We start from the raw sequence: 22,056 nt of genomic DNA on the forward strand, positions 1-22,056 counted from the left end.
ATCCGACGTCGCACCCGCTGAAGAAACCGCTCCAACCCTCGTTATTGCTTACACCGCCCGAACCACCCCCGCCTCTGGCCGGCGTGACAACACACTCACCAGCACAAAACTCACCAGCGCCACTGCCAGGCTGTAGTAGATCGGCGTGTTCGCATCCAGGCCATCCTTGAACATGAACACCAGCGCCGTTACAAAACCCAGGCTCATGGAGGTGATTGCCCCCGACGTGGTCGCGCGCTTCCAGAAGATCGCGCCGATCAGCGGGATCAGCATGCCACCCACCAGCAGGTTGTAGGCCAGGGTCAGGGCGCTGATTACGTCATTGACCACCAGTGCGATGCCCAGCACGACGATACCGGTCAGCATCGTGAACAGGCGGTTGATTGCCAGGCTCGATTGTCTGCCGCGGCGCAGGCGTGGCAGCAGGTCTTCGGTCAATACGGTGGAGGCGGCGAGCAAGCCGGCGCTGGCCGTCGACATCATCGCCGCCAGTGCCGCCGCGATCACCAGGCCGCGGATGCCGTCCGGCAGCGAGACTTTGACGATGGCCGCGAACGCGTTGTTGACGTTGTCCAGGTCCGGAATCAGCACATGGGCCGCCATGCCGATCAGCGCACAGGCGAGGCCGTAAAGGATGCAGTAGAAACCCGCGAAAGTGCCTGCGTACTTGGCGACCTTTTCGTCACGGGCGGTGAACACCCGCTGCCAGATGTCCTGGCCGATCAGGATGCCGAAGAAGTAGATCATGAAGTAGGTGATGATCGTGTCCCAGCCGATCGCGGTGAAGCTGAAGCTCGATGCCGGCAGCTTGGCCACGAGTTCGTCCCAACCGCCGACGCGGTACAGGCAGATCGGCAGCAGGATAAACATCAGGCCGACGGTCTTGATCACGAACTGCACGATGTCGGTGAGGGTCAGGGACCACATGCCGCCGATGGTCGAGTAGACCACCACCACACCACCGCCCAGCAACACCGAAATCCAGAACGGCAGGCCGAACAGCACTTGCAGCACCGTGCCGATGGCCAGGATCGAGGTCACGCCGATCATCAGCGCGTAGGCCAGCATGATCACCGCACTCGCCTGGCGGGCCATGGGGTTGTAGCGTTTTTCCAGTACCTGGGTGACGGTGAAGATTTTCAGCTTGAGCAGCGGCTTGGCCAGGAACAGGTTCAGCGCGATGATCCCCATGCCCAACGCCGCACACAGCCAGAAGCCGGAGATGCCATGCACATAACCCAGGCGCACGGTACCGACGGTGGATGCACCGCCCAGTACAGTGGCGGCCATGGTGCCCATGTACAGCGACGGGCCCAGGTTGCGACCGGCTACCAGGTAGTCTTCGTGGGTCCTGGCGCGGCGCATGCCGTAATAGCCGAGCACGAGCATGCCGGCGGCGTAGATGAGTACGACGAATAAATCCAAAGCCATGACGGCGGGTCTCCGATTATTGTTTTAGGTAACAGGCGAACTTGTTGTGGGAGCGGAGCTTGCTCCCGCAGGGCTGCGAAGCGGACCCTTGGGGCCATACACCGAAGCCGGCTCCGGAAACACACGCAACAACGTCAGGTACACCACCGACGCCAACCCCAGCGTCACCGGCAGGCTGATATCGATGCCATCGGCCAGGTTGCCCAGCGGCCCGACAAACTGCCCCGGCAAGTTGACGAAGCACAGGCCCACCAGCGCACTCGGAATCCAGGCCCCCAGCCCGCGCCAGTTCCAGCCATGGCTGAACCAGTAGCGGCCGCCGGTTTCACCCCGGGTAAACACCTGCAGGTCATCCGGACAGTAGAAGCCGCGACGCACGATCAGGCCGATGATCATCATCACCATCCATGGCGTGGTGCAGGTGATGATCAGCACGGCGAAGGTCGATACGCTCTGCACCAGGTTGGCGGCGAAACGTCCGATAAAGATGAAGGCAATCGACATCACCCCGATCAGCAGCGTGGCCTTGACCCGCGACAGCAGGCGCGGGAACACGCTGGACATGTCCAGCCCGGTGCCATACAGCGAAGTGGTGCCGGTGGACATGCCGCCAATTACCGCGATCAGGCACACCGGCAGGAAGAACCAGGTCGGTGCCACCGCCAGCAGACCGCCGACGTAGTTGTTGGCCGCGATGTAGTCCGGCGCCTTGACCGCCACGATGGTGGCGGTGGCCAGGCCGAACAGGAACGGGATCAAGGTGGCGATCTGTGCCAGGACTACCGCCAGCATGATGCGCATTTTCGGCGTCTCACGTGGGATATAGCGTGACCAGTCACCCAGGAACGCCCCGAAGGAAATCGGGTTGCTCATGGCCACCAGCGCCGCGCCGATAAAGGCCGCCCAGAAGCCGGTCTGGCCCAGGGCTACGCTGCCGGCGAAGTGGCTGTCGAAGGTCGGCGCGAACGCGAAGATGCCCAACAGAAACAGCAGGCTTGCCGCCCAGACCGCAATGCGGTTGACCCACAGCATGAAGCGAAAGCCGTAGATGCACACCGTCAGGACAAGCATGGCGAATACGCCGTAGGCCAGGCCCAGGGTCAGGTCGGTTTCCGGCAGGCCGATCAGCCGTTTCGCACCGCCGACCAGCGCATCGCCTGAACTCCACACCGACAGTGAGAAGAAGGCAATTGCCGTCAGTAATGACAGAAACGAGCCGACAATCCGCCCGTGCACGCCGAAGTGCGCACCGGAAGACACCGCGTTGTTGGTGCCATTGATCGGCCCGAACAGACCCATCGGCGCCAGGATCAACGCACCCACCAGCACGCCCAGCACAATCGCCCAGACGCCGGCCTGGAACGACAGGCCGAACAACACGGGAAAGGAACCGAGCACGGCGGTGGCAAAGGTATTGGCGCCGCCGAAGATCAGGCGGAACAGATCCTTGGGGGTGGCGGTACGTTCGTTGTCCGGGATCTGTTCGACCCCGTTGGTTTCTATTGTGCGAATACTTTTATCGTTGTTTTTATTATTCATGATCAGCTCCGATCACATTGGCTAAGGGGGCGGCAGCCCTTCCGGCATAGCGGACAAATGTTCGTGACAGGCCAGCCACGGGCCTTCTTGTTGTTCTGTGCGAGATCCTTGGCGTTTGAAGACAATGGTCTCGCGTTCCTGGCTAAAGAATTGCTCCCCGTTCATGCGCAGCTCGGTGGCCACGTCATGGATAAATATCGCCACGTCACCCTGCAGGCTGACCACGGCGTTACTTGAGGTGCAGGACAGCACCTCAAATCCTTCATCCCGGCGCCAGCTGTCCCACAACGCCTGGTAGGCATCGCGACTGAGCAGCGGCTGGGGGAGGGTGTAGAACACAAAGCTGGCATCGGCCGTGAACGCGCCGAAGTAGGCGGCGCGGTCGTTGCGTGCAAAGGCCGACACCAGGTCGGCGGCGGCTTTCAATACCTGCGGCACGCTCATCAACGGTGCGCCACGCCAGGCAGTACGCAGAGCATCTCGTACAGCAGGTTGGCGCCCAGCAGCGAGGTGTTGCCGGTGGTGTCGTAGGGCGGCGAAACTTCTACCAGATCGCAACCGACCAGGTCGAGGCCCTGGCAGCCACGGATGATTTCGATTGCCTGGATGGTGGTCAGGCCGCCGATTTCCGGGGTGCCGGTGCCGGGCGCCCAGGCCGGGTCGATGCCGTCGATGTCGAAGCTCAGGTACACCGGACCGCCGCCGACTTTTTCCCGCACCTCGGCCATCAGTGGCGCGAGGGAGTGGTGCCAGCATTCTTCGGCCTGTACTACGCGAAAGCCCTGTTTGCGGCTCCAGTTGAAGTCTTCGGCGGTATAGCCCTGGGCGCGCAGGCCGATCTGCACGACGCGGTCGCAATCGAGCAGGCCTTCTTCCACGGCGCGGCGGAAGGTGGTGCCGTGGGCGATTTTCTCGCCGAACATATGGTCGTTGACGTCGGCGTGGGCATCGATGTGCACCAGCCCGACCTTGCCGTGTTTCTTGTGGATCGCCCGCAGGATCGGCAGGGTGATGGTGTGGTCGCCGCCCAACGTCATCGGGATCACGTTGTGCTCGAGAATCTCATCGTAGGCCTCTTCGATGATGCGCACGGCGTCCAGCAGGTTGAAGGTGTTGATCGCCACGTCGCCAATGTCCCCCACCGACAGCGAGTCGAACGGCGCGGCACCGGTGGCCATGTTGTAGGGGCGGATCATTACCGACTCGGCGCGGATTTCACGTGGCCCGAAGCGGGTACCGGCGCGCAGCGAGGTGCCGATGTCCAGGGGCACGCCGATAAAGGCCGCATCCAGGCCCTTGGCCGATTGCAGGTGGGGAAGGCGCATCATGGTGGCGATGCCGGCGAAGCGCGGCATTTCGTTGCCGCCCAGTGGTTGGTGGAAAATCTTGTCCACGGGATTGCCTCATCGTTGTTGTGTTTATCAGGGGCCGATTCTGCGAAAAGCGCAGGAAGGGAAGAATCGGCAGGGGCAAATACTTAGTTCAGGTTTTTCTAAACTAATGCGGGCAGGTAGACTGCCCACATCTACACCCGGAGCCGACCATGGCCAGCGCCTTGCCCGACCTGAAACTCCTGCGCATCTTCGTCAGCGTCGTGCGCCACCAGGGGTTCGCCAATGCCCAGCACGAACTCAACCTGTCCACCTCGGCCATCAGCACCTACATGAGCCAGTTGGAAAGTGCGTTGGGCCTGGTGCTGTGTCATCGCGGCCGGGGTGGGTTCAGCCTGACCAGCAAAGGCGAGCTGTTCCACCAGGAAACCTTGCGCCTGCTCGGCGAACTGGAAGGCTTCGAGCAATACGCCGCCGCGCTCAAGGGCGAGCTGCGCGGGACGCTCAAGCTCGGCGTGCTCGACTCCACGGTGAGCGACAAGGCCTTGCCGTTCGCCGAGGTTATCGGCGCCTACAGCCTGGAGCACCCGGCGGTGCACCTGAATCTATCGGTGATGAGCCCCTACGAACTGCAACTCGGCGTGCAGGACAACCGCCTGGACCTGGCCATCGGTGCCTTCTCCAACCGCATGAGCGGGCTGATCTACATGCCGCTGTACCGCGAGCAACACTGGTTGTATTGCAGCACCCGCCATCCGTTGTTCAGCGAACGACGCATCCCCGAGCAGGTGATCACCCAGCAGCGCATGGTCGGGCGCGGCTACTGGAGCCAGGCCGAACTGGCGCGCCACGGCTTCAAGCACAGCGCCGCGACGGTGGAAAGTATGGAGGCGCAGTTGATCCTGGTGCTCTCCGGTGCCTACATCGGCTACCTGCCCGAGCACTACGCCCAGGCCTGGGCCGACAAGGGCGACCTGCGCGTATTGCTGCCGGCGACCTTCGGCTACCAGGCGCCGTTCTCGATGATCATGCGCCGGGGCCGCAGCCGCGAACCGCTGATCCAGACCTTCCGCGATCTACTCAAAGCGCAGCTCAACCAGGCCTGAAAACCATGTCCCGACCCCACTGTTCCCGCTGCCTCAGGCCCGCCGCCCATTGCCTGTGCGCGCTGATTCCCAGCCTCGACAGCCGCACACGTGTGCTTGTTTTGCAGCACCCGAGTGAGGTCAACCATGCGCTCAATACCGCGCGGCTGGCGGCGTTGGGATTGAACAATGCGCAGTTGGTGGTGGGCGAGGTCTTTGATGACTTGCCGACCCTGTTGAACCCGCCCGGCTATCAGGCGCGGCTGTTGTTTCCGGCTGACGATGCACAGCCGCTGCAAGCCTATGCACCCGGCGATCAGCCGCTGTTGCTGGTAGTGCCCGACGGCACCTGGCGCAAGGCGCGCAAACTGCTGCACCTCAATCCTGTGTTGGCGGCGTTGCCACGGGTCACGCTGGTCGAGGGCGCCGTGTCTCGCTATCGACTGCGCAAGGCGCCCGGACCGGGGGCGTTGTCGACGGTGGAGGCGATTGTGCAGGCGTTGCAGGTGCTGGAGGCGCCAGTGTCGTTCGAGCCGTTGCTCAAGCCGTTTGATGCATTGATCGAAGGGCAGATTGCGGCGATGGGGGAGGAGGTCTTTCGGAGAAATCATGGCGATGGGCATTTGCGCTAGGCGGGATATCGAGGCGCGGCCATCGGGAGCAAGCCCCCTCCCACATTCGATCGAGTTCCAGCATGAGAATGCGGTCCAGTGTGGGAGGGGGCTTGCTCCCGATGGCGCCCGCTCAGCCACCACCGCCTCGCTTATTCCTTTAAGCCATAAGCACCGCACTTTGCGTGATATGGCCCGCCGACCTTTCCCGGTATGATGTTCGCCCCCGCAGTCTGGATTGCGAATACGCCATGACCTTGCAGTACCCTACAATCGCCGATTGCGTCGGCAACACGCCCCTGGTCCGCTTGCAACGCATGGCGGGTGAAACCAGCAATACCCTGTTGCTCAAGCTCGAAGGCAACAACCCGGCCGGCTCGGTGAAAGACCGCCCGGCGCTGTCGATGATCACCCGCGCCGAACTGCGCGGGCAGATCAAGCCCGGCGACACCCTGATCGAAGCCACCTCGGGTAATACCGGGATCGCCCTGGCCATGGCCGCCGCGATCAAGGGCTACAAGATGGTGCTGATCATGCCCGACAACGGCAGCGCCGAGCGCAAGGCGGCGATGACCGCCTATGGCGCCGAGTTGGTGCTGGTCACCCAGGAAGAAGGCATGGAAGGCGCCCGCGACCTCGCCGAGCGCATGGCCGCCGAAGGCCGTGGCCAGGTGCTGGACCAGTTCGCCAATGGGGACAACCCCGAAGCGCACTACACCACCACCGGTCCGGAAATCTGGCGCCAGACCCAGGGCACCATCACCCATTTCGTCAGTTCCATGGGCACCACCGGCACCATCATGGGCAACTCGCGCTACCTCAAGGAGCAGAACCCGGCGATCCAGATCGTCGGCCTGCAACCGATGGAAGGCGCGGCGATCCCAGGCATTCGTCGCTGGCCCGAAGAGTACTTGCCGAAGATCTACAACGCGACCCGCGTGGACCGCATCATCGACATGGCCCAGCGTGAAGCCGAAGACACCACCCGCCGCCTGGCCCGTGAAGAAGGCATCTTCTGCGGCGTGTCGTCCGGCGGCGCCGTGGCGGGTATGTTGCGCTTGTCCAAGGAAGTGGAAAACGCGGTGATCGTCGCGATCATCTGTGACCGAGGCGACCGTTACTTGTCGACCGGCATTTTCGACGAACCCAACTGATGGCCAAGCACGAGAGAGGCCTGCGCTTCCAACCGACGGGCGGCAGCCGGGCCCCACAGATTCCCGTGGGCAAGAAGCAACGCCTGGCCATCGAGCGCCTGGCCAACGACGGCCGCGGCATCGTGTTCTTTGAAGGTCGCACCTGGTTTGTCAACGGTGCGCTGGCCGGCGAAGAGGTTGAAGCGCGGGTGTTGGGCACCCACGGCAAGGTGGTCGAGGCCCGCACCGAGCGCGTGTTCACGGCCAGCGAGCTGCGTCGCCCGGCACCGTGCGCGCACTTCGGTCGCTGTGGCGGTTGCAGCGTGCAGCACTTGCCCCATGCCGAACAACTTGCCCTGAAACAGCGCATGCTCGCCGAGCAACTGTCCCGCGTGGCCGGTGTCGAACCGCAGGAGTGGGCCGCACCATTGAGTGGGCCGGAATTCGCTTACCGGCGCCGCGCCCGGGTGGCGGTGCGTTGGGATGCCAAGGCGAAGAAGCTTGAGGTGGGTTTCCGCGCCGTGGCCAGCCAGGACATCGTCGCCATCGATGATTGCCCGGTGCTGGTACAGGCCTTGCAACCGATCATGCAGCGCCTGCCGAACATGCTGCGCCGCCTGAGCAAACCTCAGGCCCTGGGGCATGTGGAGTTGTTCAGCGGCTCGTCCGTCGCCGTGTTGCTGCGGCATATGGCGCCGTTGTCGGAGGCGGACCTGCTGATCCTGAAAGAATTCTGCAGCTTCCATGACGCCCAGCTGTGGCTGCATGGGGAAGGCCAGCCGGAACCGATTGAGCCTGATCAGTCACTAGGTTTCCGATTGGGCCCATGGGACTTGGAGTTGGCGTACCGACCGGGGGATTTTGTCCAGGTCAACGCCGGGGTCAACGAGGCGATGGTGGCCCAGGCCCTGGACTGGCTGGCGCCACAGCCTGATGAGCGGGTGCTGGACCTGTTCTGCGGCCTGGGCAACTTTGCCTTGCCGCTGGCGAAACAGGTGCGCGACGTGGTGGCGGTGGAAGGTGTGCAGACCATGGTGGACCGGGCTGCGCAGAACGCCATCAGCCACAATTTGCATAATGCGCAGTTTTTTCAGGCCGATTTGTCCCAGCCGTTGACTGACGCGGAATGGGCCAAACAGGGCTTTTCTGCGGTACTCTTGGACCCACCCCGCGATGGTGCCCAAGAGGTTGTGCGTAAGCTCGCCACCCTGGGGGCCAAGCGCCTGGTGTATGTGTCCTGTAACCCGGCGACGCTGGCGCGGGACACGGTTGAGCTGGTCAAGCAAGGCTACCGGCTAAAACGTGCCGGGATCCTCGACATGTTTCCGCAGACAGCGCATGTCGAGGCCATGGCGTTATTTGAAGCGGGCTAGGATGCCCGTTTAATCCGACTGGCCTGCGTTCTCCAAGGCCTATGATCTGCCACGGAGCTCGCAGTAAAAAGGTCGGCGATGATTTTGGCGCATCCAAGGTGCGTCATAGGGAAGGTAAGCAAGATGGTACAGGTGAGAGCACACCAGCCGATCAACACCGACGGCAGTATCAATCTCGAGGCATGGCTGGATCATGCCATCAGTGTCGACCCGGCACTGGACCGTGAAGCCTTGAAAGCAGCCTGCGAGTTCGCTCGTGAGTCTGAGCAACAAGACAATGCAGCCAAGAACCTGTGGGCCGAAGGCACTTCCAGCTTTCGCACCGGGTTGGAAATCGCCGAGATCCTTGCCGATCTCAAGCTGGACCAGGACTCGCTGATCGCCGCCGTGCTCTATCGCGGCGTGCGCGAAGGGCACATCCAGTTGCCGACCGTCAGCCAGCGTTTTGGCGCGGTGGTGGCCAAGCTGATCGACGGCGTGCTGCGCATGGCCGCCATCAGCGCCAGCCTCAGCCCGCGCCAGTCCATGGTGCTGGGCACCCAGGGCCAGGTGGAAAACCTGCGCAAGATGCTGGTGGCGATGGTCGACGACGTACGTGTCGCCCTGATCAAGCTGGCCGAACGCACCTGCGCGATCCGTGCGGTGAAGACCGCCGACGATGAAAAGCGCAACCGCGTCGCCCGCGAAGTCTTCGACATCTACGCACCGCTGGCCCACCGCCTGGGTATCGGCCATATCAAGTGGGAGCTGGAGGACTTGTCCTTCCGCTACCTCGAACCTGATCAATACAAACAGATCGCCACGCTGCTGCACGAGCGGCGGCTCGACCGCGAGCGCTTTATCAGCGACGTGATGGGCCAGTTGCGCGCCGAGCTGCAGGCCACCGGGGTCGATGCCGACATCAGCGGCCGCGCCAAACACATCTACTCGATCTGGCGCAAAATGCAGCGCAAGGGCCTGGCCTTCAGCCAGATCTACGACGTGCGCGCCGTGCGCGTGCTGGTGCCGGAAATGCGCGACTGCTACACCGCGCTGGGGATCGTCCATACGCTGTGGCGGCACATTCCCAAGGAGTTCGACGACTACATCGCCAACCCCAAGGAAAATGGCTATCGCTCGCTGCATACTGCGGTGATCGGCCCCGAGGGCAAGGTGCTGGAAGTGCAGATCCGCACCCACGCCATGCACGAAGAGGCAGAGCTGGGCGTGTGCGCGCACTGGCGCTACAAGGGCACCGACGTCAAGGCCGGGTCCAACCAGTACGAGGAGAAAATCTCCTGGCTGCGCCAAGTGCTGGAATGGCACGAAGAACTCGGCGACATCGGCGGCCTGGCCGAACAGTTGCGCGTGGATATCGAGCCGGACCGGGTCTACATCTTTACCCCCGACGGCCATGCCATCGACTTGCCCAAGGGCGCGACGCCGCTGGACTTCGCCTACCGCGTGCACACCGAGATCGGCCATAACTGCCGAGGCGCCAAGATCAACGGGCGCATCGTGCCGCTCAACTACAGCCTGCAAACCGGCGAACAGGTCGAGATCATCACCAGCAAGCACGGCACGCCGAGCCGCGACTGGCTGAACCCGAACCTGGGCTACATCACCACATCGCGGGCGCGGGCGAAGATCGTCCATTGGTTCAAGCTGCAGGCCCGCGACCAGAACGTCGCCGCCGGCAAGACCCTGCTCGAACGCGAGCTGGGCCGCCTGGGCCTGCCGCAGGTGGACTTCGACAAGCTGGCCGAAAAGGCCAACATGAAGATCGCCGAAGACATGTTCGCCGCCCTCGGTGCCGGCGACCTGCGCCTGGCGCAGCTGGTCAACCTGGCCCAGCAACTGGTCGAGCCGGAGCGCGGCAACGAACAACTGGAGCTGATCCCACGCAAGGCCACCGGCTACAAGCCCGGCAAGCGCGGCGATATCCAGATCCAGGGCGTCGGCAACCTGCTGACGCAAATCGCCGGTTGCTGCCAGCCGTTGCCGGGGGATGCCATCGTCGGCTACATCACCCAGGGCCGTGGCGTCAGCATTCACCGCCAGGACTGCGCCTCGGTGCTGCAACTGGGCGGGCGCGAGCCGGAGCGGATTATCCAGGTCAGCTGGGGCCCGGTGCCGGTGCTCACCTACCCGGTGGACATCATCATCCGTGCCTACGACCGTTCCGGCCTGCTGCGCGACGTCTCGCAAGTGCTGCTCAATGAGCGCATCAACGTGCTGGCGGTCAACACCCGCTCGAATAAAGAGGACAACACCGCGTTGATGTCCCTGACCATCGAGATTCCGGGGCTGGACGCACTGGGGCGGTTGCTGGGGCGGATTTCCCAGCTGCCGAACATCATTGAGACGCGGCGCAACCGTACCCCATGATTCGCGCAATGAATGCAGGCTAAATGTGGGAGGGGGCTTGCTCCCACACTGATCGGACACAGAAAGATGTATTCACTTGAAGACCTGCTGCACCTGATGAGTCGCCTGCGGGACCCGCAATACGGGTGCCCGTGGGACATCAAGCAAACCTACGCGACCATTGTCCCGCACACCCTGGAAGAGGCCTACGAAGTGGCCGACGCCATCGAGCGCGGCGACTTTGATCATCTGCAGGGGGAGTTGGGCGATCTGTTGTTCCAAGTGGTGTATTACAGCCAGCTGGCGCGGGAAGAGGGACGTTTCGAATTTGCCGGGGTGATCGACAGCATCACCCGCAAGCTGATTCGCCGCCATCCCCATGTGTTCCCGACCGGCGATCTGTATGCGCCGCTGGATATTCCTCAACTGAGTGAAGAACAGGTCAAGGAGCGTTGGGAGCAGATCAAGGCCGAGGAGCGTGCGGAAAAATCCGACGCGCCGGAGCAGCTGTCCCTGCTGGACGATGTGCCCAGCGCCTTGCCGTCCCTGTCCCGGGCCGCCAAATTGCAGAAGCGCGCCAGCCAGGTCGGCTTCGACTGGCCATCGGCGTTGCCGGTGGTGGATAACGTGCGCGAAGAGCTGGACGAAGTGCTCGAAGCCATGGCCGACAACGACCCGGAGGCCATCGCCGATGAAGTCGGTGACCTGCTGTTCGCGGCGGTCAACCTGGCCCGTCACCTCAAGGTCGACCCGGAAACCGCGCTGCGTGGCGCCAATGCCAAGTTCGAGCGACGCTTCCGATTTATCGAACAGGCATTGCGCGATACCCACCAACCCATAGAAGATTGCACCCTCGAAGAGTTGGACGCCCTGTGGGGCGAAGCCAAACGTCAGGAAAAGAACGTGTCCAGCTGCGGTTGAGCAGTTGCCTAAGTGAGTAAGCACCATGAGCCTTTCCCTTCGCGACCAGTTGCTCAAAGCAGGTCTGGTCAACCAAAAGCAGGCCAAGCAGGTCGGCAAAGAGAAACAGAAACAGCAGCGCCTGGTCCACAAGGGCCAGATCGAGGCCGATGACACCCAGGCGCGCCTGGCCGCCGAAGCGCAGGCCGAGAAGGTCAAGCGTGACCAGGAGCTGAACCGCCAGCAGCAGGAAAAAGCCGAGGCCAAGGCCCGTACGGCCCAGGTCAAGCAACTGATCGAGACCTCGCGCCTGCCTAAGCTCACGACCGAGGACTACTACAACTTCGTGGATGACAAGAAGGTCAAGCGCCTGTCGGTCAACACGTTGATGCGCAACAAGCTGAGCAACGGCTCCCTGGCCATCGTGCATCACGGTGGCGGCTACGAGGTGATCCCCCGTGAAGCCGCGCTGAAGATCCAGGAGCGCGCCCCGGAGCGTATCGTGCAGCTCAATATCCTCACCGAAAGCCAGGTGCCGGATGAGGATGATCCGTACGCCGCTTACCAGATCCCGGATGATTTGATGTGGTAAGGCTGTAGCAACGAATTGTGGTGAGCAGGCGTGCCCTGCGTTGGGCTGCGAAGCAGCCCCAGAACACACAAACCCCGCTCAGAAGGCGGGGTTTGTGTTTTATAGGCCCCCCCAGCTGCGTGGGGCTGGGGGGGGCCTACAGGATTTCGAAGTTTCAGGCGCTTTGCGTCTGGCGTTTCATCTCAAGGGCTTCGAGCTCGTTTTTATAATTATGAGCGTCGCTCTCGTTATGAAACATGCCGACCAGCAGGTCCTGTTGGTGGACATCCCAGATGTGAATCCCATGGCCCAGCGCTTCGTGGGACATATGTTCGTCGTCGCGTTCAGTTACTTTTACAGTCATCTGCTTGCTCCAATTTCTGGTGGGTATGCGGCAAGTCGTCGCAGGTCTTTTTATACGGTTTGTTAGCTTGCTAAGTAAACCGCTTTAGAGGTTTATGACAGAAGTTTCATGTTGGGCTCCCGATGACGGCAGACACTTGAACCCAAAACCCCCAGACGAAAAAAAGCCCCGCATTCAGCGAGGCTCTTCTCTGCTCATCAATCCAATCAGCTGCCCTTGATGGCTTTGCCGTCAACGGTACCGTCTTGCAACATGATGTTGTATTCCTTGCCGTCGGTTTCCACCTGACGCAGGGCTACCAGGATGCCACCCAGGTCCTTGGCGAACCACATCTGGGTGATGCGCTTGCTTTGAGTCGGGTCGCGTACGCGCTCGACCTTGATCGCGTCAATGCTGCCGACCTTGGTCTGGACCTTTTCCGGGCCGATCACGCGGAAGTCGTAGGTGTCGACGTCGGTGCCTTCAACCACGTTGTAGCTCATGCTTTTCTTGCCGGCTGCCACGTCGCGCTGCAAGGCCAACTGGTAGGTCGACTTGTCGAGCATGCCGCTTTGCAGGGGCACATTGACCGGGTCTTTGTTTTCAAAGCCCGTGACTTTCTTGGTCGACGGGTCGAAGTCCAGGTTGATCTTCTTGGTCTTGCCCAGGCCGCCGCGTTCGAAGGCATAGCTCTTCGGTTGCAGGGTGTCCTTGTCGAACAGGATCACGCTGGTTTCGGTCAGGCTGGCGATCATCATGGAAGCCTTGAAGTTCAAGGTCCAGGTGCCGTCACCGTTCTTGGTCAGGCTGCGTTCTGCCGAACCACTCATGGGCAACTGTTTCCAGTCGGCGGTGTAGCTGGCGGAGAACGGGTGTAGATCTGCCGCTTGCACGGCAGGCAAGGCGAACAGCGCAAAAGCGAAGAGCAAGGCGCGACGCATAAAATCTCCTAGGTTCGAATCAAGTGGCCGCTGGCCGCAAGTAACTGACCGTCCAATAATGCACCCTGGTCACCAAGAATCAACCGCCCCTCGGCAAACCAGCGCACAGCCAGCGGGTAAATCCTGTGTTCCTGGGTATGCACCCGTTGCGCAAGGGTCTGCGCCGAGTCGTCAGACTCTACCGGAACCACTGCCTGTACGACCAGAGGCCCGCCATCGAGTTCCTCGGTGACGAAGTGCACGCTGCAGCCATGCTCGTTGTCACCGGCATCGAGGGCGCGCTGGTGCGTGTGCATGCCTTTGTATTTGGGCAGCAGGGAAGGGTGGATATTCAGCAGGCGCCCTTCGTAGTGCCGCACGAAACCTGCGCTGAGAATGCGCATGAAACCGGCCAGCACCACGAGTTGGGGGTTGAAGGCGTCGATCAGTTCGACCAGGGCGCTGTCGAAGGCCTCGCGGCCTTCGAAAGCCTTGTGATCCAGCGAGCGGGTTTCGATACCCGCGTCCCTGGCGCGTTGCAGGCCGTAGGCGTCGCTGCGGTTGGAGATCACCGCAGCGATGCGCACCGGGCTGTCGCCGGTGCGCGTGCTGTCGATCAGGGCCTGCAAGTTACTGCCGGTGCCGGAAAGCAGCACCACGACATCACAGGTCCGAGGCATCAGTGAGCCTTGAGGTTCTTCAGTTCAACCTGAGCCGCGCCTTCGGCAGCGGTGGCGATCTGGCCGATGACCCAAGGCTGCTCGCCGGCTTCACGCAATACGTTCAGCGCGGTTTCAACGTGTTCCTGCGCGACGCAGATCACCATGCCCACGCCGCAGTTCAGCACGCGGTGCATTTCGGTTTCATTGACGTTGCCTTTTTCCTGCAGCCAGTCGAATACCGCAGGACGCTGCCAGCTGGCCACGTCGACGATCGCCTGGGCGCCTTTTGGCAGTACGCGCGGGATGTTGTCCAGCAGGCCGCCGCCGGTGATGTGGGCCATGGCCTTGACCGCGCCGGTGTCCTTGATCAGCTTGAGCAGTGGCTTGACGTAGATGCGGGTCGGGGCCATCAGCAGGTCGGTCAGCGGCTTGCCGTCGAGCTGGATGTTCTCGATGTCGGCACCGGACACTTCGATGATCTTGCGGATCAGGGAGTAGCCGTTGGAGTGCGGGCCGGAGGATGGCAGGGCGAGCAGGGCGTCGCCGGCAGCCACTTTGGAGCCGTCGATGATCTCGGCTTTTTCCACCACGCCGACGCAGAAGCCGGCCAGGTCGTAGTCTTCGCCTTCGTACATGCCTGGCATTTCAGCGGTTTCGCCGCCGACCAGGGAGCAACCCGACAGTTCGCAGCCGGCGCCGATGCCGGTCACCACCTGGGTGGCGGTCTCGACGTTCAGCTTGCCGGTGGCATAGTAGTCGAGGAAGAACAACGGCTCGGCACCGCATACCACCAGGTCGTTGACGCACATGGCCACCAGGTCGATGCCGATGCTGTCGTGCTTGTTCAGGTTCAGTGCCAGGCGCAGCTTGGTGCCCACACCGTCGGTACCGGAAACCAATACGGGCTGCTTGTAGCCGGCCGGGATCTCGCAGAGGGCGCCAAAACCGCCCAGGCCGCCCATGACTTCGGGGCGCGCAGTGCGCTTGGCAACGCTCTTGATGCGTTCGACCAATGCTTCACCGGCGTCGATGTCTACACCGGCGTCCTTGTAGCTCAGGGAGGGTTGCTTGCTCATGATCCAGGCCTTTAGGGGGGATTCAGGGGTAACGACCGAGCGGGCAGGCGCTTTTGGTAAAAGGCCCAGCCGTTGACGGTCTGCGAAGGCGCGCGATTTTATCAGGCTTGAGGGGCAGCGGCCATCCTCGGGCCGACGGGCAGGGCAGATAGATTTAAAAAAGCCGGTTAAAAAAATGCTGATCGGGTCTGTTCAGGCACGTATTAAGGTATAGCCTTTAAACCGCTGTCGTTAATGACATGGCGAAAACTTACCGGGACCCCGTGAATGTTTTAGTTGTCGCTGTGGTCACAGCCTGGCTACACCGATTTCACGCGGTCTGTTCCAGCCGCTAAATTTGTCGTTCGGGAATCTTCCATGCGTCTGTGTAATGTCTTTTTTGTAGGCTGCTTGTCGTTGATCAGCCTGGCGAGTCATGCCGAAACCCTCAATGGCCTGTACCAGGTACTCGAACCCGTCAGCAGCCAATCGCCGCAAGAGCGCGACCAGGCGACCCAGCGCGCGGTGGAGACCCTGGTGATCCGCCTCACCGGCGATGCCAAGGCCGCACAAGGCCCGGGCCTGGCGGCGATTCGCAAGGATCCGCAGCAAATCATCACTCAATACGGTTACGACGCCGGCCCGCCCGAGAGCCTGCAAGTGGACTTCGACCCGGTCAGCACCGATCGCGCCTTGCGTGACGCCGGCCTGTCGATCTGGGGCAGCAATCGGCCCTCGATCCTCGGCTGGTGGCTGAACGACTCCACCGAAGGCAGCAGCCTGGTCGGCGATGGCCAGGCCGCTGCCCAGGCGCTGCGCCGTGCGGCACAGCACCGTGGCTTGCCATTGCGCCTGCCCCTGGGGGACCTGGATGAACAGGTGGTCGCCACCGCGCCGAATCTTGAAAGCGCCGATGCCACGCCATTGCGCGCCGCGTCCGAGCGCTACGGTGCCGACGCCTTGCTGGCCGTGCATGCACGCCAGGAAGGCAATCAATGGCAGGCCAAATGGCGCCTGTGGCTGGGTGACAAGAGCGAGCAGGGCACCGCGCAAGGCGCCGACACGGGCGCGCTGGCCGATGCAGTCATGCTGGCGGTCAGCCAAAAACTGGCGCCGCGCTTTGCGGTCAAGCCCGGTGTGAGTACCGAGCAACTGCTGGAAGTGCAGGGCATGAACCTGGAGCGGTACGCGGCCCTGGGGCACCTGCTTGAGCCGTTTGGCGGCCAGCCGCAATGGGTGGATGGCAATCGTATTGTGTATCGGGTCAACGGCAGCGCCGATCAGTTGCGTACCCAGTTGAGCCTGGCCAGGTTGCAGGAAGTGCCTGTCGGTGAGGCCCCGGCGCAGCAGCCTGCGGTCGATGGCACACAACCGCCAGCGGCACCTGCGCCCCAGGCGCAACTGCATTTTCGTTGGTAAAAGTTCTTCCTATATAGATAGAAGCAAATAATGGAGTGGTTTATGGCGGATACGCGTCGTTGGGTGTGGCTTGGCGGGATCGTCCTGCTGTGCGTTTTTGTGTTCCTGCTGCATTCGATCCTGACGCCGTTCCTGGTTGCGTTGCTGCTCGCCTATCTGTTCGATCCCGTGGTGGATCGCCTGGAAAAAGCCGGTCTGTCGCGGACCTTGGGCGTGGTTGCGGTGTTTGCACTGTTCACGTTGATCATCACCGCGCTGGTGCTGGTGCTGGTACCGATGCTGGCCAAGCAACTGTTTCGTCTCTATGAGCTGGCGCCGCAGATGCTCGACTGGCTGCAGCACACGGCGATGCCGTGGGCCCAGGCCAAGTTGGGCCTGTCGGATGGCTTCTGGAAGTTCGACAAGGTCAAGGCGGCGATCAGCGAGCACATGGGCCAGACCACCGATATTGTGGGGGTGATCCTCAGCCAGGCGACCGCCTCCAGCCTGGCGCTGATCGGCTGGCTGACCAACCTGGTGCTGATTCCGGTGGTGGCGTTCTACCTGCTGCGTGATTGGGACATCATGATGGCCAAGATCCGTAGCCTGCTGCCCCGCAACCGTGAAGAGCGCATCGTGGCCCTGGCCGGCGAGTGCCATGAGGTGCTTGGTGCCTTTGTGCGCGGGCAGCTGCTGGTGATGCTGGCACTGGGGATCATCTACGCGGCGGGCTTGATGGCCATCGGCCTGGAGCTGGGCCTGTTGATCGGCCTGATCGCCGGCCTTGCCGCTATCGTGCCGTATATGGGCTTTGTGATCGGGATCGGCGCGGCGTTGGTGGCTGGCCTGTTCCAGTTTGGCGGCGACCTGTACCCGATGCTGGGGATTGTCGCGGTGTTCATGGTTGGCCAGGCCCTGGAAGGCATGGTGCTCACGCCGTTGCTGGTGGGGGACCGGATTGGCCTGCACCCGGTGGCGGTGATCTTTGCGATCCTGGCGGGCGGCGAGCTGTTCGGCTTTACCGGCATTCTGCTGGCACTGCCGGTGGCGGCGGTGATCATGGTGCTGGTGCGTCATATGCACGATCTGTACAAGGATTCCGACGCCTATACGGGGGTCGAAGACCCCGACCTGTAACCGCTGCGTCATAAACCCGGCTTCGGCCGGGTTTGTTGTTTATGGGGGTATGGCGTCAAACAATCCGCTCAAAACCGGCAAGTTAACGCAAACCTTTGATTTTGCTTGTGGTCTGCTGCATTGTGCGCCCGGCGTCACGGGTATAAACTTTGCAAACTTTACACAGAGGCCACTAACGGTTCGATGGGAGCCGTTCAGTCAGCATGAAACCGATTCAGCTGCCCTTAGGTGTGCGTCTGCGTGATGACGCTACCTTTATCAATTACTACCCAGGCGCCAATGCCGCTGCACTCGGCTATGTCGAGCGGCTCTGCGAAGCCGACGCCGGGTGGACCGAAAGCCTGATCTATCTGTGGGGTAAACACGGCGTAGGGCGTACCCACCTGTTGCAGGCCGCTTGCCTGCGTTTCGAGCAGATGGGCGAGCCGGCGGTTTACCTGCCCCTGGCCGAGTTGATGGATCGCGGCATCGGGATCTTCGACAACCTTGAGCAATACGAACTGGTGTGCCTGGACGATCTGCAGGCAGTGGCCGGCAAGGCGGATTGGGAAGAGGCGCTGTTCCATCTGTTCAACCGCCTGCGTGACAGCGGCCGGCGCTTGTTGATTGCCGCTTCCACCTCGCCACGGGAGTTACCGGTGAAGCTGGCCGACCTCAAGTCGCGCCTGACCCTGGCGCTGATCTTCCAGATGCGCCCACTCTCCGACGAAGACAAACTGCGGGCCCTGCAATTGCGCGCATCCCGTCGCGGCCTGCACCTCACCGATGAAGTCGGGCACTTTATCCTCACCCGTGGCACCCGCAGCATGAGCGCGTTGTTCGATTTGCTCGAGCAGCTCGATCAGGCCTCCCTGCAGGCTCAACGAAAATTGACGATCCCTTTTCTCAAGGAAACGTTGGGCTGGTAACTGCTTGAATCTACGGGATTCGGCAATTTCCAGGCGCCAGAAATCCTGCGTTTAAGCCACGTTGGCTACGCATGTGAACCGATAAATGGAATTACGGCTTAGATGTCATAGTCCAATCGCGAAGTCACATAGATCACGATTGAATTTGCAAATCGATGTGATAGAAGGCATAGTCTCGACTTCTTTACATACCAGCCACGGTCGTGCCCATGCTAAATCGCTTCGCACCCCTCGTGCCCCTCGCACTCGTTACCCTGTTGTTTGGTTGCGCCTCCCACCCTCAACAGGTGGTTGAGCAGCAAAAACCTCAACAACAGTCCCAGGCAAAATTCGTTGCTGCACAGTCTGCTTCTGTCTATGAAGAAGAGGTGGCAACCGAAAAGGAACTGGCCGATTTCTCCGGCAACAAGCCTTACCAGCTTCCAGTCCTGGCCGACAGCATCCTCGAGCGCGGCATGTCCCTGATCGGTACCCGTTACCGTTTCGGCGGTACCTCTGAAGCCGGTTTCGACTGCAGCGGTTTCATCGGCTACCTGTTTCGTGAAGAAGCTGGCATGAACCTGCCACGCTCCACTCGCGAAATGATCAACGTGAAAGCACCGTTGGTCGCGCGCAACAACCTCAAGCCCGGTGATCTGCTTTTCTTCAGTACTGCAGGCCGTGGTCGCGTAAGCCATGCCGGTATCTACCTGGGCGATAACCAGTTTATCCACTCCAGCAGCCGTCGCAGTGGCGGTGTTCGAGTCGACAGCCTGGGTGACAGCTACTGGAGCAAAACCTTCATCGAAGCCAAGCGCGCACTCGCCATGGCCCCGACTACGGTTACCGCCAGTAAGTAAACTTAAAGTGATACTTGAAGTTTGACGTGTAAGCGCTAGAATCTCTGGACATTGTTGTAATCCGTTCGCGCGAGCTTTGCTTGCGCGTTCTGGTTTTCAGCGTTCGGCAGCGATAGCCGCATCCAGACCAGGATTGTTCTGCACATGTCGACCTCAGCCCGCCTGCTCCTTATCCTCTGCGCCGCGCTTATCAGCGCCTGCGCCAGCCGGCCGCCACCCGCTCCCGTTGCGGTCAAGCCCAAGCCGGTATTCAACTATTCCACCCAGAATTTCTCGCCTGCGGCCGAAGACGTACTCTTTCGTGCACTGGGCCTGGTCGGCACGCCTTACCGTTGGGGCGGCAACACGCCGGACTCGGGTTTCGATTGCAGTGGCCTGATCGGCTTCGTCTTCCGCGATGCCGCCGGCATCTCCCTGCCGCGCACCACCCGCGAGCTGATCGTGATGCGCGCCCAGGACGTCAGCGAGCAGAACCTGCAGACCGGCGACCTGCTGTTCTTTGCCACCGGTGGCGGTTCCCAGGTCAGCCACGCCGGCATCTATGTGGGCGAAGGCCGCTTTGTGCACGCGCCGCAGACCGGCGGTACGGTCAAGCTGGACACCTTGTCCAAGGCGTATTGGCAGAATGCTTATCTGAGCGCCAAGCGTGTGTTGCCAGCAAACCTGGCACGTAATCCCTGAACCAAATGTGGGAGGGGGCTTGCCCCCGATAGCGAAGTATCAGTCACAGTATCTGTGCCTGACCCACTGCTATCGGGAGCAAGCCCCCTCCCACATTGGTTTTGTGATGCTTCTGGGGGCGTTTATTTAGCGGCCGACACCCGCCACACCTTATTCCCCACATCATCCGCCACCAGCAAATCCCCCTGCTGATCGATCACCACGCCTACCGGCCGGCCCATGGCGTTCTCATCTTTATCGAGAAACCCGGTCAGCACATCCACCGGCTGCCCTTTAGGCTGGCCTGCCTCGAACGGCACGAAGATCACCTTGTAGCCACTGTGGGGCTTGCGGTTCCACGAGCCATGCTGGCCGATGAACGCGCCGTTGCTGAGCGGCACCGGGAGTTTGCTGCCCTCGGCGAACGTCAGGCCCAAAGACGCGGTGTGCGGCCCTACCGCATAGTCCGGCACGATTGCCTTGGCCACCAGGTCCAGGTTCTGCGGCGTGACGCGCACATCCACATGCTGGCCGTAATAGCTGAAGGGCCAGCCATAGAACCCGCCATCCTTGACCGAGGTGATGTAGTCCGGCACCAGGTCGCTGCCGATCTCGTCGCGCTCGTTTACCGCCGTCCATAGCTTGCCGCTCTGGGGTTCCCAGGCCATGCCGTTAGGGTTGCGCAGGCCGGAAGCGAAAATGCGCTGCTGGCCGCTGGCGCGATCCACTTCCCAGATAGCCGCCCGGCCCTGTTCCGCCTCAAGACCGTTCTCACCGACGTTGCTGTTGGAGCCGACGCTCACGTACAGCTTGCTGCCGTCCTTGCTGGCGATCACGTTCTTGGTCCAGTGATGATTCAGGGGGCCGCCCGGCAGGTCGACCACCTTGGTGCCAACTGCCTTGATCGCGGTTTCGCCCGCTTGATAGGGGAAGCGCAGCAGCTTGTCCGAATCGGCGACGTACAGGTCATTGCCGACCAGTGTCATACCGAAGGGCGAGTTGAGGTTTTCCAGGAACACCGTACGGGTCTCGGCAACACCATCGTGATCGGCGTCGCGCAGCAGGGTAATGCGATTGGGGCTCGGTACACCGGCACCGGCGCGGCCCATGACCTTCTCCATGACCCAGCCGCGAATGCCCTTGGAATCATCCGGCTTGGGCGGCGCATTGGTTTCTGCCACCAGCACATCGCCATTGGGCAATACATACAGCCAGCGCGGGTGATCCAGGCCTTCGGCGAACGCCGCCACTTGGGTGCCGGCCGCTGCCGTTGGCTTCACGCCCTCCGGCCAGCCGATAGCCGGGGCAATGTTCACCGTGGGAATCAGGGTTTTGTTCGGCTCCGGTAGCTGCGGCGACGGCCCGGTGCCGTCGGACACCTGCAGGGTGGAGCTTTCACCGCAGGCGGCGAGGGTGCCGGCCAGCATGATGAGCAGGGCGAGTCTGGTTTTATGCATGGTGTTCTCCTTGATACCTGTAAGGGTAGAGGAGGGCGCTGGTGCGATGGTTCAAGTGCAAGGCCAGCTTTAATTGACGCTCCACCCCCAACCCACTAACCTTCGCGGCTTGTTCCAGGTGCTCTGTGACCCATGGGTCGACCGAGTGAAACAGGGAAGCCGGTGAGCGAGCGCACTTGTACACAGTGCTGCCGCGATTCCGGCGCTGCCCCCGCAACGGTAAATGAGTCAAGACGGTGCCTTTTGCCACTGTATCGCCCGCGATATGGGAAGGCGCGCCGTCGGCGTGTTCGCTCTGTCGATGAGCCAGCGCACCACTCATGAGCCCGGAGACCGGCCTGGATCATCCAACAGCAT

The 22,056-nt window shown here is 61.8% G+C and carries 21 protein-coding genes and 1 riboswitch; of the genes, 12 read left to right on the forward strand and 9 right to left on the reverse strand.

Annotation, left to right across the window (positions count from 1 at the left end):
* Positions 1-48 precede the first annotated feature (48 nt).
* Genes C8K58_RS11970 through speB form a run of 4 tightly spaced genes read right to left on the reverse strand, consistent with a single transcriptional unit; the run spans position 49 to position 4,364 of the window.
* Positions 49-1,431 (reverse strand): sodium:solute symporter, encoded by a 1,383-nt coding sequence (locus C8K58_RS11970; RefSeq protein WP_027603784.1) that lies wholly within the window; start codon positions 1,429-1,431, stop codon positions 49-51.
* A gap of 24 nt (positions 1,432-1,455) precedes the next feature.
* The gene (locus C8K58_RS11975; protein ID WP_027603785.1) at positions 1,456-2,970 is read right to left on the reverse strand and encodes a cytosine permease; all 1,515 of its coding nucleotides are present in this window, start codon (positions 2,968-2,970) and stop codon (positions 1,456-1,458) included.
* A gap of 21 nt (positions 2,971-2,991) precedes the next feature.
* A complete protein-coding gene (locus C8K58_RS11980; protein WP_027603786.1) occupies positions 2,992-3,414 on the reverse strand; it encodes a nuclear transport factor 2 family protein in 423 nt (140 codons plus the stop codon).
* Entirely contained in the window at positions 3,414-4,364 is a 951-nt protein-coding gene (gene speB, locus C8K58_RS11985) for an agmatinase (protein ID WP_092355266.1), read from the reverse strand. Before speB ends, C8K58_RS11980 begins: the two co-directional genes overlap by 1 nt.
* 149 nt (positions 4,365-4,513) lie before the next feature.
* Here speB and C8K58_RS11990 point away from each other — a divergent pair, with 149 nt between their 5' ends.
* The 7 genes from C8K58_RS11990 (at position 4,514) to C8K58_RS12020 (ending at position 12,341) form a co-directional block, all read left to right on the forward strand.
* Positions 4,514-5,407, forward strand: coding sequence for a LysR family transcriptional regulator (locus C8K58_RS11990; RefSeq protein ID WP_065924693.1), 894 nt, complete (start codon positions 4,514-4,516; stop codon positions 5,405-5,407).
* A gap of 5 nt (positions 5,408-5,412) precedes the next feature.
* The gene (locus C8K58_RS11995; protein WP_092355263.1) at positions 5,413-6,018 is read left to right on the forward strand and encodes a tRNA-uridine aminocarboxypropyltransferase; all 606 of its coding nucleotides are present in this window, start codon (positions 5,413-5,415) and stop codon (positions 6,016-6,018) included.
* 230 nt (positions 6,019-6,248) lie between these two features.
* On the forward strand, positions 6,249-7,151 hold the full coding sequence (cysM, locus tag C8K58_RS12000; protein WP_015885254.1) for a cysteine synthase CysM: 903 nt from the start codon (positions 6,249-6,251) through the stop codon (positions 7,149-7,151).
* Positions 7,151-8,503, forward strand: coding sequence for a 23S rRNA (uracil(1939)-C(5))-methyltransferase RlmD (gene rlmD / locus C8K58_RS12005; protein WP_092355260.1), 1,353 nt, complete (start codon positions 7,151-7,153; stop codon positions 8,501-8,503). Before cysM ends, rlmD begins: the two co-directional genes overlap by 1 nt.
* A gap of 123 nt (positions 8,504-8,626) precedes the next feature.
* On the forward strand, positions 8,627-10,870 hold the full coding sequence (relA, locus tag C8K58_RS12010; protein WP_027603791.1) for a GTP diphosphokinase: 2,244 nt from the start codon (positions 8,627-8,629) through the stop codon (positions 10,868-10,870).
* Between the two features lie 66 nt (positions 10,871-10,936).
* Positions 10,937-11,770: a nucleoside triphosphate pyrophosphohydrolase gene (gene mazG, locus C8K58_RS12015; RefSeq protein WP_108573761.1), complete on the forward strand. Its 834-nt coding sequence runs from the start codon at positions 10,937-10,939 to the stop codon at positions 11,768-11,770.
* 25 nt (positions 11,771-11,795) lie between these two features.
* Positions 11,796-12,341 carry a DUF2058 domain-containing protein gene (locus C8K58_RS12020; protein ID WP_010208656.1) on the forward strand — a complete coding sequence of 182 codons (546 nt, stop codon included), beginning with the start codon at positions 11,796-11,798 and terminating at the stop codon, positions 12,339-12,341.
* Between the two features lie 154 nt (positions 12,342-12,495).
* Here the strand turns inward: C8K58_RS12020 and C8K58_RS12025 are convergent, their stop codons facing one another.
* From C8K58_RS12025 to purM, 4 genes are all read right to left on the reverse strand, one after another.
* Positions 12,496-12,684, reverse strand: coding sequence for a hypothetical protein (locus tag C8K58_RS12025; protein WP_027603793.1), 189 nt, complete (start codon positions 12,682-12,684; stop codon positions 12,496-12,498).
* Between the two features lie 206 nt (positions 12,685-12,890).
* Positions 12,891-13,604 carry a DUF3108 domain-containing protein gene (locus C8K58_RS12030; protein ID WP_027603794.1) on the reverse strand — a complete coding sequence of 238 codons (714 nt, stop codon included), beginning with the start codon at positions 13,602-13,604 and terminating at the stop codon, positions 12,891-12,893.
* Positions 13,605-13,612: 8 nt separating this feature from the next.
* Complete coding sequence (purN, locus tag C8K58_RS12035; RefSeq protein ID WP_027603795.1) at positions 13,613-14,263, reverse strand: phosphoribosylglycinamide formyltransferase; 651 nt, start codon at positions 14,261-14,263, stop codon at positions 13,613-13,615.
* Complete coding sequence (gene purM / locus C8K58_RS12040) at positions 14,263-15,321, reverse strand: phosphoribosylformylglycinamidine cyclo-ligase (protein WP_014719398.1); 1,059 nt, start codon at positions 15,319-15,321, stop codon at positions 14,263-14,265. The genes purN and purM overlap by 1 nt, the downstream gene beginning before the upstream one ends.
* Before the next feature lie 357 nt (positions 15,322-15,678).
* On the opposite strand from purM, the gene C8K58_RS12045 reads away from it, so the two are divergent.
* The 5 genes from C8K58_RS12045 (at position 15,679) to C8K58_RS12065 (ending at position 20,263) form a co-directional block, all read left to right on the forward strand.
* The gene (locus C8K58_RS12045; protein WP_092355257.1) at positions 15,679-16,719 is read left to right on the forward strand and encodes a DUF2066 domain-containing protein; all 1,041 of its coding nucleotides are present in this window, start codon (positions 15,679-15,681) and stop codon (positions 16,717-16,719) included.
* Between the two features lie 42 nt (positions 16,720-16,761).
* Positions 16,762-17,835 (forward strand): AI-2E family transporter, encoded by a 1,074-nt coding sequence (locus tag C8K58_RS12050; protein WP_027603797.1) that lies wholly within the window; start codon positions 16,762-16,764, stop codon positions 17,833-17,835.
* A 203-nt stretch (positions 17,836-18,038) separates the two neighbouring features.
* A complete protein-coding gene (gene hda, locus C8K58_RS12055) occupies positions 18,039-18,743 on the forward strand; it encodes a DnaA regulatory inactivator Hda (protein WP_027603798.1) in 705 nt (234 codons plus the stop codon).
* Between the two features lie 209 nt (positions 18,744-18,952).
* A complete protein-coding gene (locus tag C8K58_RS12060; protein ID WP_027603799.1) occupies positions 18,953-19,582 on the forward strand; it encodes a C40 family peptidase in 630 nt (209 codons plus the stop codon).
* A gap of 144 nt (positions 19,583-19,726) precedes the next feature.
* Positions 19,727-20,263 (forward strand): C40 family peptidase, encoded by a 537-nt coding sequence (locus C8K58_RS12065; RefSeq protein WP_027603800.1) that lies wholly within the window; start codon positions 19,727-19,729, stop codon positions 20,261-20,263.
* 122 nt (positions 20,264-20,385) lie between these two features.
* Here the strand turns inward: C8K58_RS12065 and C8K58_RS12070 are convergent, their stop codons facing one another.
* The gene (locus tag C8K58_RS12070) at positions 20,386-21,699 is read right to left on the reverse strand and encodes a sorbosone dehydrogenase family protein (protein ID WP_108573762.1); all 1,314 of its coding nucleotides are present in this window, start codon (positions 21,697-21,699) and stop codon (positions 20,386-20,388) included.
* A 99-nt stretch (positions 21,700-21,798) separates the two neighbouring features.
* A riboswitch (cobalamin riboswitch) is annotated at positions 21,799-22,056 on the forward strand.

This window comes from Pseudomonas sp. GV047 (assembly GCF_003058245.1).
Lineage (GTDB): Bacteria > Pseudomonadota > Gammaproteobacteria > Pseudomonadales > Pseudomonadaceae > Aquipseudomonas > Aquipseudomonas marginalis.